This is a genomic window from Mesorhizobium sp. WSM4871 (assembly GCF_055811295.1).
In genome coordinates, this window is sequence record NZ_JBVVPU010000016.1 from 1 (window position 1) to 14,941 (window position 14,941).

Annotated in this window: 18 protein-coding genes; 4 read left to right on the forward strand and 14 right to left on the reverse strand. The window is 63.8% G+C overall.

Annotated features, from left to right (window positions below; genetic code table 11):
- Positions 1-115: 115 nt before the first annotated feature.
- From AC0L2H_RS27505 to AC0L2H_RS27515, 3 genes are all read right to left on the reverse strand, one after another.
- Positions 116-403 carry an ArsR/SmtB family transcription factor gene (locus tag AC0L2H_RS27505; protein WP_097572017.1) on the reverse strand — a complete coding sequence of 96 codons (288 nt, stop codon included), beginning with the start codon at positions 401-403 and terminating at the stop codon, positions 116-118.
- Positions 404-434: 31 nt separating this feature from the next.
- Positions 435-1,682: an MFS transporter gene (locus tag AC0L2H_RS27510; RefSeq protein ID WP_473593176.1), complete on the reverse strand. Its 1,248-nt coding sequence runs from the start codon at positions 1,680-1,682 to the stop codon at positions 435-437.
- A 99-nt stretch (positions 1,683-1,781) separates the two neighbouring features.
- Positions 1,782-1,976 carry a DUF1192 domain-containing protein gene (locus tag AC0L2H_RS27515; protein WP_097572019.1) on the reverse strand — a complete coding sequence of 65 codons (195 nt, stop codon included), beginning with the start codon at positions 1,974-1,976 and terminating at the stop codon, positions 1,782-1,784.
- Positions 1,977-2,111: 135 nt separating this feature from the next.
- Between AC0L2H_RS27515 and AC0L2H_RS27520 the strand changes: the two genes are divergently transcribed.
- A complete protein-coding gene (locus tag AC0L2H_RS27520; protein ID WP_473593319.1) occupies positions 2,112-3,122 on the forward strand; it encodes an NAD(P)H-quinone oxidoreductase in 1,011 nt (336 codons plus the stop codon).
- A gap of 161 nt (positions 3,123-3,283) precedes the next feature.
- Positions 3,284-3,424 (forward strand): DUF1127 domain-containing protein, encoded by a 141-nt coding sequence (locus AC0L2H_RS27525; protein ID WP_473593177.1) that lies wholly within the window; start codon positions 3,284-3,286, stop codon positions 3,422-3,424.
- Between the two features lie 158 nt (positions 3,425-3,582).
- Here AC0L2H_RS27525 and AC0L2H_RS27530 read toward each other — a convergent pair whose 3' ends face one another.
- Positions 3,583-4,197, reverse strand: a complete 615-nt coding sequence (locus AC0L2H_RS27530) for a LysE family transporter (protein ID WP_473593178.1) — start codon at positions 4,195-4,197, stop codon at positions 3,583-3,585.
- Between the two features lie 284 nt (positions 4,198-4,481).
- On the opposite strand from AC0L2H_RS27530, the gene AC0L2H_RS27535 reads away from it, so the two are divergent.
- The gene (locus tag AC0L2H_RS27535; RefSeq protein WP_473593179.1) at positions 4,482-5,180 is read left to right on the forward strand and encodes a DUF1013 domain-containing protein; all 699 of its coding nucleotides are present in this window, start codon (positions 4,482-4,484) and stop codon (positions 5,178-5,180) included.
- 72 nt (positions 5,181-5,252) lie between these two features.
- Here AC0L2H_RS27535 and AC0L2H_RS27540 read toward each other — a convergent pair whose 3' ends face one another.
- From AC0L2H_RS27540 to AC0L2H_RS27555, 4 genes are all read right to left on the reverse strand, one after another.
- On the reverse strand, positions 5,253-5,972 hold the full coding sequence (locus AC0L2H_RS27540) for a helix-turn-helix transcriptional regulator (protein WP_006327961.1): 720 nt from the start codon (positions 5,970-5,972) through the stop codon (positions 5,253-5,255).
- 131 nt (positions 5,973-6,103) lie between these two features.
- Positions 6,104-6,514, reverse strand: a complete 411-nt coding sequence (locus AC0L2H_RS27545) for a hypothetical protein (protein ID WP_473593180.1) — start codon at positions 6,512-6,514, stop codon at positions 6,104-6,106.
- A gap of 8 nt (positions 6,515-6,522) precedes the next feature.
- Positions 6,523-6,888: a VOC family protein gene (locus AC0L2H_RS27550; protein WP_107650562.1), complete on the reverse strand. Its 366-nt coding sequence runs from the start codon at positions 6,886-6,888 to the stop codon at positions 6,523-6,525.
- Between the two features lie 123 nt (positions 6,889-7,011).
- Positions 7,012-7,179, reverse strand: coding sequence for a hypothetical protein (locus AC0L2H_RS27555; protein ID WP_473593181.1), 168 nt, complete (start codon positions 7,177-7,179; stop codon positions 7,012-7,014).
- Between the two features lie 226 nt (positions 7,180-7,405).
- On the opposite strand from AC0L2H_RS27555, the gene AC0L2H_RS27560 reads away from it, so the two are divergent.
- The gene (locus tag AC0L2H_RS27560; protein ID WP_008873884.1) at positions 7,406-7,567 is read left to right on the forward strand and encodes a hypothetical protein; all 162 of its coding nucleotides are present in this window, start codon (positions 7,406-7,408) and stop codon (positions 7,565-7,567) included.
- Positions 7,568-7,592: 25 nt separating this feature from the next.
- On the opposite strand, the gene AC0L2H_RS27565 is transcribed toward AC0L2H_RS27560, so the two are convergent.
- The 6 genes from AC0L2H_RS27565 to gap form a co-directional block, all read right to left on the reverse strand.
- Positions 7,593-8,306 carry an SGNH/GDSL hydrolase family protein gene (locus tag AC0L2H_RS27565; RefSeq protein WP_473593182.1) on the reverse strand — a complete coding sequence of 238 codons (714 nt, stop codon included), beginning with the start codon at positions 8,304-8,306 and terminating at the stop codon, positions 7,593-7,595.
- A gap of 75 nt (positions 8,307-8,381) precedes the next feature.
- On the reverse strand, positions 8,382-9,122 hold the full coding sequence (locus AC0L2H_RS27570; RefSeq protein ID WP_473593183.1) for a DUF899 domain-containing protein: 741 nt from the start codon (positions 9,120-9,122) through the stop codon (positions 8,382-8,384).
- Between the two features lie 146 nt (positions 9,123-9,268).
- Positions 9,269-10,294, reverse strand: coding sequence for a class I fructose-bisphosphate aldolase (locus AC0L2H_RS27575; protein ID WP_473593184.1), 1,026 nt, complete (start codon positions 10,292-10,294; stop codon positions 9,269-9,271).
- Positions 10,295-10,422: 128 nt separating this feature from the next.
- On the reverse strand, positions 10,423-11,619 hold the full coding sequence (locus AC0L2H_RS27580) for a phosphoglycerate kinase (protein ID WP_473593320.1): 1,197 nt from the start codon (positions 11,617-11,619) through the stop codon (positions 10,423-10,425).
- A 134-nt stretch (positions 11,620-11,753) separates the two neighbouring features.
- Complete coding sequence (locus AC0L2H_RS27585; RefSeq protein WP_473593185.1) at positions 11,754-13,649, reverse strand: potassium/proton antiporter; 1,896 nt, start codon at positions 13,647-13,649, stop codon at positions 11,754-11,756.
- Between the two features lie 220 nt (positions 13,650-13,869).
- The gene (gap, locus tag AC0L2H_RS27590; RefSeq protein ID WP_473593186.1) at positions 13,870-14,880 is read right to left on the reverse strand and encodes a type I glyceraldehyde-3-phosphate dehydrogenase; all 1,011 of its coding nucleotides are present in this window, start codon (positions 14,878-14,880) and stop codon (positions 13,870-13,872) included.
- Positions 14,881-14,941 lie beyond the last annotated feature (61 nt).

The window sequence follows — 14,941 nt, forward strand, 5'->3', positions numbered from 1 at the left end:
GAGAGAGCTGCTACTCTCTCCCAGCGGTTCATTCTCGCCTCTCCGGCGAACAATGTCATAAGACAAGCGCGTCGCATAAGGCCGGTCGAACGCGACGCGCTTTAGGCCGACAGCATCAGCTCCCGGGCGAGCCAAGCTCTCCCGCATCCCAGAACTGGTCGAGCCACAGGTTGAGCCGGAGGAAGCCGGCATTGCTGACGGTATAGATGCGCCTGGTGCCTTCGGCCTTGGCGTTGACCAATCCGGCCTCGAGCAGCACCTTCAGATGCTGCGAAACAGCCGGGCGCGAAACCGGCAAGCCGGCGGCCAGTTCGTTGACGGTCTTCGGGCCGCGCCGGAGCTCTTCCAAGAGATAGCGCCGGTTGGGATCGGCAATCGCCATGAAGGCGTCAGAAAAGTTCATGCCTTATTTGTGAGGCAAAGCCTTTCGAATCTCAACCGTCGGTTACATCTTTTCTGCGCGGGTCGAGCCGCAGCGCCTCCGGCGTCAGCGAACGCTCGGCCGGTTGCGTCGTGAAGGCGTCGCGATTTTCGATCGGTACCGGCGCGCGGCGGCTGATGCGCAGCAGCGTGTAACCAGCCAGGCAAAGATGTGCGAGCGCCGTCGCCAGGAACAGGCCTTCGGGGCGCATCCAGCCCATCAGGACGGCGGCCAGCAAGGGCCCGATCATCGTGCCGAAGCCATAAAGCAGCAGCAGGCCGCCCGACACTTTGACGAAATCCTCCGAGCGCGCATGGTCGTTGGCATGCGCCACGGCGATCGAATAGAGCGTGTAGGCGAAGGCTCCGTAGGCGGCGGTGCAGACAAGGACGAAAACGCCGGCGCGAGGTTCGAACAGGAAGATGGCGATGGCGAACAGCGCCGCGCCGAAAGCTGCACCCGCAAGCACGAAGCGGCGGTCCGTCTTGTCGGAGAGGCGCCCGGCCGGAAGCTGCATGGCGGCGCCGGCAACGACCACCAGGCTCATCATCAGCGCGATCTCAGCCGTGGAAATGCCGATGCGGGCGCCATAGACGGCGCCAAGCGTGCCCCAGGCGCCATTGGCGATACCAATCAGAAGGCAGGCGATCGCCGACACCGGCGAATTGGCATAGAGGCCCTTGACGTCGAGCTTGACGTCCTGCAGCGGCTTGGGGTGCGACTGTGTCGAGACGGCGGTCGGGATCAGCGACAGGCAAAACAGGATGCCGGTGATCATGAACAGCGAGGCCGATTTCACGTCGCCGCCGGCAACGATCATCTGGCCGCCCATGATCGAAGCATAGGTGACCATCATGTAGAGGCCGAAGACGGTGCCGCGGTTCTCGTTGGTGGCCTTCTCGTTCAGCCAGCTTTCGATGACCATGAAGGCGCCGGCCATGGTGAAGCCGGTGAAGGCGCGCAGCAGGATCCAGGTGTATTCATCGATGATCAGGCCGGTCAGCAGCGCCACGATCGCTCCCGACGCGGCAAAGGCGCCGAAGGCCCTGACATGGCCGGCGCGGCGCACGATGCGCGGGGCAAGGAAGCAGCCGGTGACGAAGCCGCCGGCCCAGGCCGTGCCCATCAGGCCGAGCGACGCGGTCGAAAACCCTTCCAACTGGCCGCGCAACGGCAGCAGCAGCCCGTGCAGCCCGGACGCCGCCAGCAGGAAAGCAGTGCCGCGAAGCAGCGAGAGGATCGGTCGGTATGTTGCGAACATTGGCTGATCCGGGCTGGAGCTTGGGGTGCGGGAGCGGAAGACAATTGCTTTCGGGCTTTTCGGCGGCGGCGCTTCAACACCGGAAACGGTGCGCGGGAACTATCCGCGGCGAAACAGCGCCTCGGCCGCCGACTTGGTGGTGCTCTTGGCCTTGAGTTCAGCCTCCAGCCGCGCGATCTCGTCGCGCAGGATGCCGATCCGCTCGGACAGTTCGTCGACCGAAAGCAGCGCCAGGTCCTGGCCGATCTCGTGCGGGCGCGCTTTCTTCTTGGGTTCGTCGTCGAAGATCGCCATCGTCGCTCCTCCCTGGTGGGGTGAATTGCGGGTTCGCTACATCAGTTTGGCCATTTGCCTGATTTGGCAATCAGCATACATAGGGCAGGGGTGCTGATGCAAACAGCCGGCAATCAGACCGGCACGGGACAGTTCATGACGAGCGCGCAGAAAATTCCGGCGAAAATGACGGCCATTGCAATATCCGAACCCGGCGGGCCGCGGGTGCTGAAGCCCGAAACACGCGATGTTCCGATACCCGGGCCCGGCGAAATCCTGATCCGGGTGCGCGCCGCCGGCGTCAACCGGCCGGATGTGCAGCAGCGCAAGGGCGCCTATCCGCCGCCACCCGGCGCGTCCGACCTGCCCGGTCTGGAGGCGTCAGGCGAAGTGGCGGCCCTTGGCGACGAGATATCGCGCTGGCGCGTCGGCGACCGGGTCTGCGCGCTGACGCCGGGCGGCGGCTATGCCGAATATGTCAAGGTCCACGCCGGCAGCGTGCTGCCGCTGCCGGCCGGCTTCACCCACACCGAAGCGGCGGCGGTGCCTGAAAACTACTTCACCGTCTGGCACAATGTGTTCGAGCGCGGCGGCCTGAAGAGCGGCGAGACGCTGCTTGTGCATGGCGGCTCGTCGGGCATCGGCACCACCGCGATCCAGCTTGCATCGGCCTTCGGCGCCCATGTCGTCACCACCGCCGGCAGCAAGGAGAAATGCGACGCCTGCCTGAAGATTGGCGCGGACCGGGCGATCAACTACCGCGAGGAGGATTTCGTCGCGGCAGTCAAGGAGGCGACCGGAGGCAAGGGCGCCAACGTTATCCTCGACATGGTCGGCGGCGACTATGTGGCGCGCAACTACGAGGCCGCGGCGCTGGAAGGCCGCATCGTCCAGATCGCCACGCAAGGCGGGGCGGTGGCCAGCGCCGATTTTTCGAAGATCATGGTCAAGCGGCTCGTCCATACCGGCTCGACGCTCAGGCCGCGCACCGTCGAATTCAAGGCGGAAATCGCCGCGGCACTCGAGGCGCAGGTGTGGCCGTTGCTCAGCACGCGCAAGGTGGCGCCCGTCATGGACATGATCTTCCCGCTCAAGGAGGCATGGCGGGCGCATGAGCGGATGGAGGACGGCGAGCATATCGGCAAGATCGTGCTCGACGTCGGCTAGGACGTATCGTCCGAGACGCGCGCCCTAAGAACCTGAACAAAAGCTTAATGCTGCAATGCACAATTGCATTGCGGCCATGCAAAAGCGTCTGTTCAATTCCTGGGCAGCGATGCCTATTTACGCGTCATCGAAACGAATTATCCAACAAATGGAGGACCACCATGAACCCGCTCCGCGCTTTCCGTAACTGGCGCATGTACAACGAAACCGTGCGCGAGCTGAACAAGCTCAACGCCCGTCAGCTCAACGATCTCGGCATCAATCGCGGCGATATCGAGAGAATCGCCCGTCAGGCGCGTTGATTTCGGGCAGGTTCGGTCCGAAAGGCCGATCCGCCGAAAAGCCAGAGCCGCCGCTGACAGTTTTTCGTCGCCGGTTCCGAGCCCGCGGGACGCAAGTCCGGCGGGTTTTGTTTTTTGGGGTGCCCTGCGATCGCAACGGCTCACTCGCATGCTTCGCTTCAAGAGCCAAGTGCGGCAAAGCCCAGCGCCACCAAAGCTCCGCCCAGTACGATGTCCGCAGGTTTTCGGAAACGACGGTAGAATCGCTGCGAGGCTGGCCGGGAAATGGAAAGGCCGATAAGGCCAAACCAGGTGACCGCAACTACAAACACCATGGCGACGGCGATCGCGGATGTGTGGACATCCAAATTCAGCGTAGAGGACGCGAAGAACAGCGCGGTGGCGGGATTGGCGGCAGCTGTGACAAATGCCAGCCGGAAGTGGCGAGTGATCCGAGATGGCTTCGGCGGATTGATCCCCGCGGTCCTGGTCGCCAGCGCACGTCTCATCGAGTTCCAGCCGATGAACACCAGCATCGCCCCGTAGAGGCTGGCGGCCGCCTGGTGCGCGACGCCCCCTGACGGCAACATGCCTGCTCCGGTCGCGACGACGGCGGCCAGCAAGCTCGCCCCAACGGCGGTGCCGGCGGCAGCCGACAAGGCGATCGTGCGCGAAGCGGTTAGCCCGGCCTGCGTGACGACAGCAAAATTGGCGCCCGGCAGCATTGCCACCAGCGCATAGGAAACGGCGAACGGAAGCAACTCCGCCGCGACGGCGTGTCCGGTCTCGATCATCGATTGGCCCCGCATCATCAGCGGCCCACTCTTTTAAGTGCAGGCCACCGCAATCGAAGCTGAAAATCTGGACGAAAGGCCTGGCTCCAACAATCGGCAAATGCCGACTGTCGGAGATTTTTTTAAAAACCGGGTTGCCCATGGCGGCGCCAGGAATTGAATGCTGCCCAAAAACGTTGCGAAATGGCAAGAGAGCGGTTATACAGGCCGCGAATTTCCCATTTTGGTGGCTCTAAAACCACCGCCCGCGCGGGAACGCGGGCGAACGAGAAGGATTTTTCATAATGGCCAATACGCTGCTGATGCCCAAGGCGACCGCCGTCTGGCTGGTCGACAACACCGCGCTCTCCTTCGAGCAGATCGCGCAGTTCTGCGGGCTGCATCCGCTCGAGGTCAAGGCGATCGCCGACGGCGAATCGGCGCAAGGCATCAAGGGCATGGACCCGATCATGACCGGCCAGTTGACCCGCGACGAGATCGCGCGCGCCGAGAAGGATGCGAACCATCGGCTGAAGCTGTCGGACCCCAAGGTGCGGGTGCCGGAATCCAAGCGCAAAGGTCCGCGCTACACGCCGCTGTCGAAGCGCCAGGACCGGCCCAACGCCATCCTCTGGCTGGTGCGCAACCATCCCGAGCTGAAGGATGCGCAGATCGCTCGTCTCGTCGGCACGACCAAATCGACGATCGACCAGATCCGCGATCGCAAGCACTGGAACTCGGCCAATCTGCAACCGATGGATCCGGTGACGCTGGGGCTGGCCTCGCAGATCGACCTCGACATGGAAGTCAACCGCGCTTCGCGTGGCCGCGAACAGGCGCAGCCGGCCGGCGACACGCTGCTGCCGGCGGCATTGACCGAGCGGCTGGTGCCGGCGCCGGAGAAGCCGAAGGATGAGGATGCCGAACTCGATGCCAGCGCCGTTTTCGCCAAGCTTTCGGCGCTGAAGTCGAAGGACAAGGACGAGGGCACGGGCGAAGAATAAGCCGTCGCGGGTTAACGACCCGCGGCTCTCAAGATAAAAGCCCGCTTCGCGCGGGCTTTTTTGCGATCCGCGTCAGGTTCGGCCGGCGCGGTCGCGCGACATGCCGTAATCCTCGCTGCGCTCCACCGCGCGATAGAAATCTGCGAGCTGCTTGCCGCGCTCCGGCTTGAAGACGCGGCCGGCAATCACCACAGAGGCAATACGGTCGATGCGGAAGGCGCGGAAATCGTCGCGCATCTCGCACCAGGCGACCAGTGTCCACACCTTGCCCCAGAACCACAGGCCCAAAGGCCTGATGTCGCGCGCGGTGCCGCGGCCGGCCTCGTCGGAATAGTCGATGGTCAGCACCTGGCGTTTTTCCACGGCGCGCTCGATCAGGTCGATTGCTTCTCTAGCTGCATCGCTCACCACCCACATCGGCGTGTGGATCTCGGTGCGGGCGATGCGGTCCTTTTCTGCGTCGGGCAGCACCGCGCCGATCTTGACCAGCGCCTCGTCGGCGGCCCGCGCCATAGCGGCGCCGCCGAAGGCACGCACCATGCGGGCGCCGGCGACGAGCGCGACGATCTCGTCACGCGTGAACATCAGCGGCGGAAGGTCGAAACCCTCCCTCATCATGTAGCCAACGCCGGCCTCGCCGTCGATCGGCACCCCGGTCGACTGCAGGTCGGCGATGTCGCGGTAGATGGTTCGCTCGGAAACTTCGAGCCACGTGCCCAGCTTCTGGGCGGTGACCAGACGGCCGCCGCGCAGATGCTGCACAATCTGGAAGAGCCTGTCGGCGCGTCGCATCGTATGGTCCCTCGGCGTTGTCTCTATGCATGTCGTTGCCCCAAAACCGGTTCCCCACTTCTGGGCGACATGGCATTGTCTCTATGCATGTCGTGGTCTCAAAACCGGTTCCCACTTTTGGGCGACATGCATCATGGCTTCAGCCCTTCACGCTTACGCTGCGCGGCGACGAACTCCGCGCCGAAGGACAATTTCCTCGTTGTCGGCGTCTTTGCGTCGATCACCCGCCAGAAGGGTGCCACCTCGCTCAGCGACATGCCGCGCTCGAGATCCTCATTGGCAGCCTCGGCCACGGTGCGCAGATGATAGCCGATGGTGACTGGACATGTCACTTCGGCACCGTGCTCGATGGCGAGCGCGGTGCGCAATGCTCTGATATCCATCTCCACGCCTTCGGGGATCGAACGGATGAAATCATCGACCTGGCGTGCTGTCGGCACCAGCATCGGCTGGCCCTCGACGACGTCCGCCACCGTGCGTGGCGACGGCTTGATACCGTTGATGCCCGGTGTGTTCAGCCTGTCGGTCCAGCTCTTCACCATCGCGGACCCTAGACGAAAAGACCGAAACTGTTGCCGTCCGGGTCGAGGCAATAGGCGAACGTGCCGGCCGGAATGGAGATCGCCGGCGAGACGACCTGGCCGCCATTTTGCGTCACCCGCTCCATGGCGTCCTCGATCGGCGCGGCCACCGACAAATGAATGGTCGGACCGGTTCCGGGTGCTGCCGGTTTGCCGGGGTAGACATGGCCCGATGCCGTCCGATCCTGTGCCGTGAACATGGCGATGGGGTTCGGGCCGCTTTCCTCGAGCGCCAGATCATTCCCGAGCACCGATGCATAGAAGGCGCGGGCGCGCGCCATATCGGTGACAGGAATCTCGAACCAGGCTGAGGCTTTTGCGGGGATGAAGGCCATGTGTCTCTCCTGAACTTGCTGCCTTATTGCACGCCGCTCCTGACAACATAGTGTCAGGAGCCTTCACCAGCTCTGCCACCTACATCTGGGAACGGCGGCGCTGGTATCAATCCTTGCAAAACCTCAGTTGTCGTTCCTGCGGGTGCTGGCATACATGTCAGGCCAGCCGATGTCCTTGCGGAGGTCCGCCGGCAACCCGTCCATGAACCGCTGGGTGCGGATCTCGTTGCGCATTGTCCGGATCTTGCCGACATAACGCTGCACGCTGCGCAAAATCGTAAAACCGTTCATGACTAGCCTCCTCTGTTTCGATGGAAGCATCATCGCACACCCCTACTGACAGCAGTCTGTCAGGAGGGTGTCGGTGTCGGCGATTTGCTTTGTGAGGGCCTTCGCAGCTGGCCGCGATACTGGAGCGCCGCGCGTCCTTTGGACGCTCCAGCAGCTTTGAGTCTACGCATCGTGCTTTCCGAAAATAGATTTCGGTTTGCGGGCCGATGCGCTAGTCAAAGGCGGCATGTCGAAACTCCTCGCGCTCGTCATCATTGCCATGATGGTCATCCAGCTCATCAAGCCGCTCGGCTGGCCGGGGCTGAAGCGGCGCAGCGATTTCTGGAAGCTGGCGCTGCTGGCGATGGCGGCGATCTCGATAACGGCGGTGCTGGGGCATTGGACATAGGCCGAATAACCTGGCCCTGTCACCGTCACGCGTTCAGCACCAGGCCGACGAGATGCTCGGCCCAAGCCCGGTAGCCGGCTTCCGAGGCATGGAATCCGTCGGAGGCAAAGCCGGCTTCCGGGTCGGTGATCGGCAGGCGCGGCGCCGGGACCGCGCCGCGTTCGAAGCAAAGGCGCTCGCCCATCCGGTTCATCTCGGCAGCGCGGATTTCAAGGATCTTGCCGAGCAGTGGCGGCATTGCCGGTGCGCGTGTGAATTCGAGCACCGGCGACCACACCACACGCGCCTCCGGCCATTTGGCGCGCAGCGCGTAGAGCAGGCCGCCGAATTCCTTCTTGAAGCGTGGCACCGAGTGGAAGTTCTTGGTGTCGTTGGTGCCGATGGCAAGCACGATATGCGTCCACGGATCGGCCGACAGGTTGGGCAGCACATGGTCGCGGATCTGGCCTGATGTCGCTGAATTGAAGCCGGCTGCCCGCCAGCGCACGGCCTGACCGGTGCGTTGTGAGATCAGAACAGCCAATTGCGCGGCGAGCCCGTTCTCGGAATGGCCGATGCCGACCGAAGCTGCCGAGGAATCGCCCAGCACCAAAAGCGAGATTGCCGGCGCTTTGCCCGATATCTCGTGCATGACCGGTCCCTGCGCCGGCAGCATTCGGGTGGTGCGGCGACGCACGCCGAGCCCCTGCCAGATATAGACCGGATAGGCGAGCCAGGTGAGGAGGGCCGGAAAACGCATTGCGATACCATAGAGCGGATTACGACCAGCCTTAGCGCATGTGGCGCCGCAGGTGAATTGCCGGTCGATGACGGATCAACCGCAACATTCGTGCCCTGTCTCCGATCTGTCCTGATATTCGTCATGCAGCCGCACCCAGTCCATCAGCCCGTTATAGGGGCCGGTTTCGTTGCGGCCCTTCGGCGTCATGTCGAGATAATGGTAGGCGCCGATCAGCGGGTCGCCGCCGCGGGCGCGTGTCATGAAGGTCAGGAAGATGTCGCCGGCCTCATCCCGGTAGAACACGCTGGCGCCTGGAAGATCCTTCGATTTGCGCGCACGCTGCTCGAAATTGTAGGTGGTATCGCCTGCCGCGATCTGCTTGTCGGTGAAGGAAACCTGCATGTCGAAGTTGAAATCCGAGGCGTAGGACGACACCCAGTCGAACTTCCAGCTCATGCGCTGCTTGTAAGGCAGCAACTCGGCCAGCGGCGCGCGCGAGACCACGACCAGCGACACGTCGTGATGCCTCAGGTGCTGGTTGGCGCCGTCGATGTGATCGGCGAGGAAGGAACAGCCTTCGCAGCGGTAGTCGGCGCCCGGCCCGAACATGAAGTGATAGACGATCAGCTGGCTCTTGCCGGCGAACAGGTCGGCCAGTTTCTTCGGTCCCTGTTCGGTCTCGAAGACATAGTCCTTGCGGATCTTCAGCCACGGCAATTGCCGGCGTTCGGCAGCGATGCGATCGCGAAACCGCGTCAATTCCTTCTCGCGCGCCAGATGCGCCCTGTGCGCCTGGAACCAGTCTTCGCGTGAAACGGCCTTGTTGTTTGGCATGAGCCTGCTCCTCTTTTACACCAGAGGACGTTCGGCAGCGGCGCAAGCCGACAGGGCTGGCGCTTTTTTCTCACGCAGGATTGTGGTGACTCCGTCCAAACAAAACCCGGGCGCTGGCCCGGGTTCAACAAATGCGGAAAGTTTCGTCAGGCGGCCTTTTCCAGCGCCGGTTGCCATTTTCCAAGAGCCGCCAGATGGTTCATGTGGGCGCGGTGGGCGAAGGCGGCCTGGCCGGCGGCGACATTCGCCGCCTTGCCGCTCCATGCTTTCTGCGGGGCTGCCTGCAAGGCGCGGCCATAGGAGAAGGTCAGCTTCCACGGGTGCGGGCCGATGGCGTTGATGGCGTTGAGGTTGGCGGTCGCTTCCTCGTCCTCCTGGCCGCCGGAGAGGAAGGCGATCCCCGGAACCGCCGACGGCACCGTTTCGCGGAACAGTTTTATGGTCTTCTCGGCGACCTCCTCGGGGCTGCTCACTTTGCCGGATTTCCTGCCGGCCAGCACCATGTTCGGCTTCAGGATGGTGCCTTCGAGAACGACACGCGCGGCATGGAGTTCGGTGTAGAGTTTTATCAGCGTCGCCTTGCTGATGTCGTAGCAGGTGGCGATGTTGTGGGCGCCGTCCATCAGCACCTCCGGCTCGACGATCGGCACGATGCCGGCCTCCTGGCAAAGTGCCGCATAGCGGGCCAGCGCATGGGCGTTGGAGCCGATCGAGGTGGCGGAAGGCACGCCCCTGGCAACATCGATATCGATCACCGCGCGCCATTTGGCGAAGCGGGCGCCCATCTTGTAGTAGTCGGCGAGGCGCTCGCGCAGGCCGTCGAGCCCTTCGGTGACGGTGTCGCCGGGGAAGCCGGCCAGAGGCTTGGCGCCGGCGTCGACCTTGATGCCGGGGATGGCGCCCGCGGCCTTGATGATGTCGACCAGCGGCGTGCCATCGGCTGCCTTCTGGCGGATGGTCTCGTCATAGAGGATGACGCCGGAAATGTATTTGGTCATCGCGTCGGAGGCGCGGAACATCATCTCGCGATAGTCGCGGCGGCTGTCGGCGGTGGATTCCACACCGATGACGTCGAAGCGCTTCTTGATGGTGCCGGAACTTTCGTCGGCGGCCAGCAGCCCCTTGCCACCGGCCACGATCGCGGCGGCAATATCCTCGAGACGTTCGCTCATTATGGTTCTCCCTGAATTGGTCCGCGCCTAGCAGATCACCAGCGTGAAGGAGGTTCAAGTCGAACCATTCAACCGCGGCAAGCGCAAATCGATTGAAAGTCGCGAGCGTCCCGCTTCGCTTTCTCGCTTCAGTGCTTCAAGACCTCGACGCCGGGCAAAGGCTTGCCTTCCATCCATTCCAGAAAAGCGCCGCCAGCGGTCGAGACATAGGTGAACTCGTCGGCGACGCCGGCATGGTTGAGCGCCGCCACCGTGTCGCCGCCACCGGCGACGGAGACCAGTTTGCCGGCCTTGGTGCGCGCCGCCGCGTGCCTGGCTGCCGCGACCGTCGCATGGTCGAACGGCTCGATCTCGAAGGCGCCGAGCGGGCCGTTCCAGACCAGCGTCGCGGCGCGGTCGATCCATTCGGCAATGGTCTTCACGGTCTTTTCGCCGACATCGAGGATCATCGCGTCGGCCGGCACCTCCGATATGGCGACGGTCTGGCTGGCCGCGCCCGCCTTGAATTCCTTGGCGACGACGCCGTCGACCGGCAGGACGATGGCGCAGCCGGCCTCCGCCGCCTCGATCATGATCTGCTTGGCGGTCTTGGCGAGGTCGTGCTCGCAGAGCGATTTCCCGACATCGGTGCCGCGCGCGGCAAGGAAGGTGTTGGCCATGCCGCCGCCGATGACCAGCGCGTCGACCTTCTTCACCAGATTCATCAAGAGGTCGATCTTGGTCGAGACCTTGGCGCCGCCGACGATGGCGACGACCGGGCGGGCCGGATTGCCGAGGCCCTTTTCCAGCGCGTCGAGCTCGGCCTGCATGGTGCGGCCGGCAAAGGCCGGCAGAAGCTGGGCCAGACCTTCCGTCGACGAATGGGCGCGGTGCGCGGCGGAAAAGGCGTCGTTGACGAAGATGTCGCCATTGGCGGCGAGCTTTTCCGTGAAGGCCGGGTCGTTCTTCTCCTCGGCCTTGTAGAAACGGGTGTTTTCGAGCAGCAGCACGTCGCCCTTGTTCATGGCGGCGACAGCGCTTGCAGCCTTGTCGCCGATACAGTCGGACGCAAAGCCGACGGGGCGGCCAAGCACCTCCGCTGTCGCCCGGGCGATCGGCTCGAGCGAGAATTCAGGAGTCGGGCCATCCTTGGGGCGGCCGAAATGGGCAAGCAGGATGACCTTGGCGCCCTTGCCGGACAATTCGGCGATGGTCGGCGCAATGCGCTCGATACGGGTGGCGTCGGTGACTTTGCCGTCGGCAACGGGAACATTGAGGTCGACGCGCACCAGCACGCGCTTGCCGCCGATGTTGCCGATGTCGTCCAGTGTCTTGAAGCCGGCCATGCTGATCCCTTTCACGAAAAATCGCCGGGACCATACCCCGCGCCAACGATGATGCAAGGCTTACGGCAAGGTCGGAGAGAAATTTTGAGGGTGGGCGCCGACAGGCGGATGAGGGGCAGCGCAAACGATCGAAATTACAAGGTCTCGGTTGTTGCTTTTTCAGCCGCTGGCTCCGGGGTCGGGTTATCGCCCGCTCGCGCCTCTGCCGCAACTTGCGCTTGGGGCCGCTTGCGCCAGTTGCGGACGAAGGCGGCGATGCGGTCGCCAATCTCGCCGGCGCTGAGGAACACCGGCACCCGCGCCACAGGCGCTGTCGGTTCAAAGGAAAGGCCGAGGCCGGTAATCCTGCCCTTGTCGTCGACGTCGCGGACGATCAATTCGATCGGGCCAAGCAGCACGCGGTCGGCATATTCGGCATGGCCGCCGAGCCGCGCCGTTACCAGGGCGCCGACGGTCAGCTTGCTTTCCTCCTCGGTCAGGCCGGTCGAATAGGCTGCTTCCAGTTCCGCGGCGGAGCGCGCCGGGTCGACGGCGAAGGCGCCGAAGAAATCCGCATCCTCGGGATCGACCACGGCGCGGCTGGCGAACAGCTTGTCGAGCAGGCGCGGATAGCGGTCCGGAACGAAAATATAGACGTGGTCGCCGGCGGTCAGCCTGCCCATGTCCTGGAAGCGCATCGAGCGCCCGTCGCGCAGCACCAGCGAGGGCCGCGCCCAGCGTGGAATGCGTTCGCCGCGCGCCACCGGGCTGCCGGGCGCCACGCGGTAGGCGAGCAGTTCGTGATGGGCGGAACCCGGCAGTTCGAGCTCGACCTTGTCCAGCGGCCCGAGGCGGGCCGGCACGATCAGGCCTAGCCGACGCGCCAGCGGGCCGACGGTCCATCCTTGCACGACAAGCGACACCAACACGACGATGAAGGCGATGTTGAAGATGAAGCGGCCGTTCTCCAGGCCGCCTAGCAACGGGGTGATGGCGAGCAGGATCGACACGGCGCCGCGCAGGCCGACCCAGGAGATGAAGGCGATCTCGGGACGCGGCAGGCGAAACGGGATCAGGCAGAGCCAGACGGCGATCGGCCGCGCCACGAAGATCAGGAACAGGCCAAGCAGGACCGCCGGCACCATGATCGCCGGAAATTGCGAGGGCGTGGCGAACAGGCCGAGGATAAGGAACATGATGATCTGCGCCAGCCACGACATGCCGTCCTGGAAGCGCTTGAGAATGGTGACGGCGCGGATGTCGGAATTGCCGGCAACCAGGCCGGCGAGATAGACCGCCAGGAAGCCGGAGCCGCCAATGGCGCCAGCGGCCGCGAACACCATCAGCGACAAGGTCAGCACGAAGATCGGCAGCAGGCCGTGATCGAGATTGAGCCGGTCCACAAGGCGCACGATGGCGAGGCCGCCGAGGACGCCGACGACGGCGCCAAGTCCCATATTGAAGAGGAAGCCGAGGAAAAGGTCGGTGACCAGCATCTTGGCTTCAGGGTTGGCGTGAGCCGCGATGATCTCGACCAGGGTGATGGTCAGGAAAATGGCGATCGGATCATTGGTGCCGGACTCCACCTCGAGTGTGGAGCGCACACGCTCGCGCAGGTTGATCTCGCCGGCACGCAGCAAGAAGAAGACCGCCGCCGCGTCGGTCGAGGCAACGGCCGCACCCAGCAGGAAGGATTCCAGCCAGGTGAGATCGAGAAAATAGTGAGCCGCGGCGCCGAACAGGCCGGTGGTCAGCAACACGCCGAAGGTTGCCAGCGACAAAGCCGGTCCTGCCGCCTGCCGCAAGGCGTTGAGCGGCGTACCGAAGCCTGAATCGAACAGGATGACGGCCAGCGCCAGTGAGCCGGCAAAATAAGCCAGCCGCGCATTGTCAAACTCGATGCCGAGGCCGTCGGTTCCGGTGGCAAGGCCGATGCATAGAAACAGCAGCAGGAGAGGGGCGCCGAAGCGAAAGGCGATCAGGCTCGAAAACGCGGCGGCAACGACGAGCGCGGTGCCGACCAGCGTTACGAGATAGATCGCATGCTCCATCCGAATTTGCCCCTCACATTCGTGTTCCTCTCGAATTACGGGAGAGTGAGGCGAAGACGTGACCAGTGCAAGGCGGGAGGGCGGCTTTTTGGCCTATGCCGCTGATTTTCGCAGGTTTTGGCGCTCGGAGCACAATCGCGCCGGCCAAAGCGTGGGACAGTCCTGTTCCAACAAAAACGCCCGGACGAAGCCGGGCGTTTCAGGTCGCGAGGAGAAGCGATCAGGCGATGGTCTTGCCGAAGGCGACCGATGTGTCGCCCATGCGGTTGGAGAAGCCCCATTCATTGTCGTACCAGGACAGCACCGAAACGAAGTTGCCGTCCATGACCTTGGTCTGGTCGAGCGCCATGACCGAGGAGCGCGGATCGTGGTTGAAGTCGATCGAGACATTCGGATGATGGGTGACGCCGAGGATGCCCTTCAGCTTGCCGTCGGATGCGGCGATCACCGCCTCGTTGATTTCCTGCACGGTGGTCGAACGTTTGGCGATGAACTTGAAGTCGACGACCGAGACGTTGGGGGTCGGCACGCGGATCGAGATGCCGTCGAGCTTGCCCTTGAGGTCGGGCAGCACGAGGCCGATCGCCTTGGCCGCACCCGTCGAGGTCGGGATCTGCGACAGCGCCGCGGCGCGGGCGCGGTAGAGATCCTTGTGCATGGTGTCCAGCGTCGGCTGGTCGCCGGTGTAGGAGTGGATCGTCGTCATCATGCCCTTCTCGATGCCGACGGCTTCGTGCAGCACGGCTGCCAGCGGCGCCAGGCAGTTGGTGGTGCAGGACGCGTTGGAGATGACGATGTGGTCCTTGGTGAGCTTGTCGTGGTTGATGCCATAGACGACGGTGAGGTCGGCGCCTTCGGCCGGCGCCGAGACGATGACGCGCTTGGCGCCGGCGGTCAGGTGCGCGGCGGCCTTGTCGCGCGCGGTGAAGATGCCGGTGCATTCGAGCGCGATGTCGATGCCGAGTTGCTTCCACGGCAGCTGCGTCGGATCCTTGATCGCGGTGACCTTGAACGTCTCCTTGCCGACGGTGATCTTGTCGCCGGAGACCGTCACTTCATGCGGGAAGCGGCCATGGACGCTGTCGTAGCGCAACAGATGCGCATTGGTCTCGACCGGGCCGAGGTCGTTGACGGCGACGACGTCGATGTCCTTGCGGCCGGATTCATGGATGGCGCGCAGGATGTTGCGGCCGATGCGGCCGAATCCGTTGATGGCAACTCTGACGGTCATTTTTCTCTCCCTGAGAGCTGAAAGGCAGACGATTAGTCCGCAGCTTCATAGCGGCGGACGG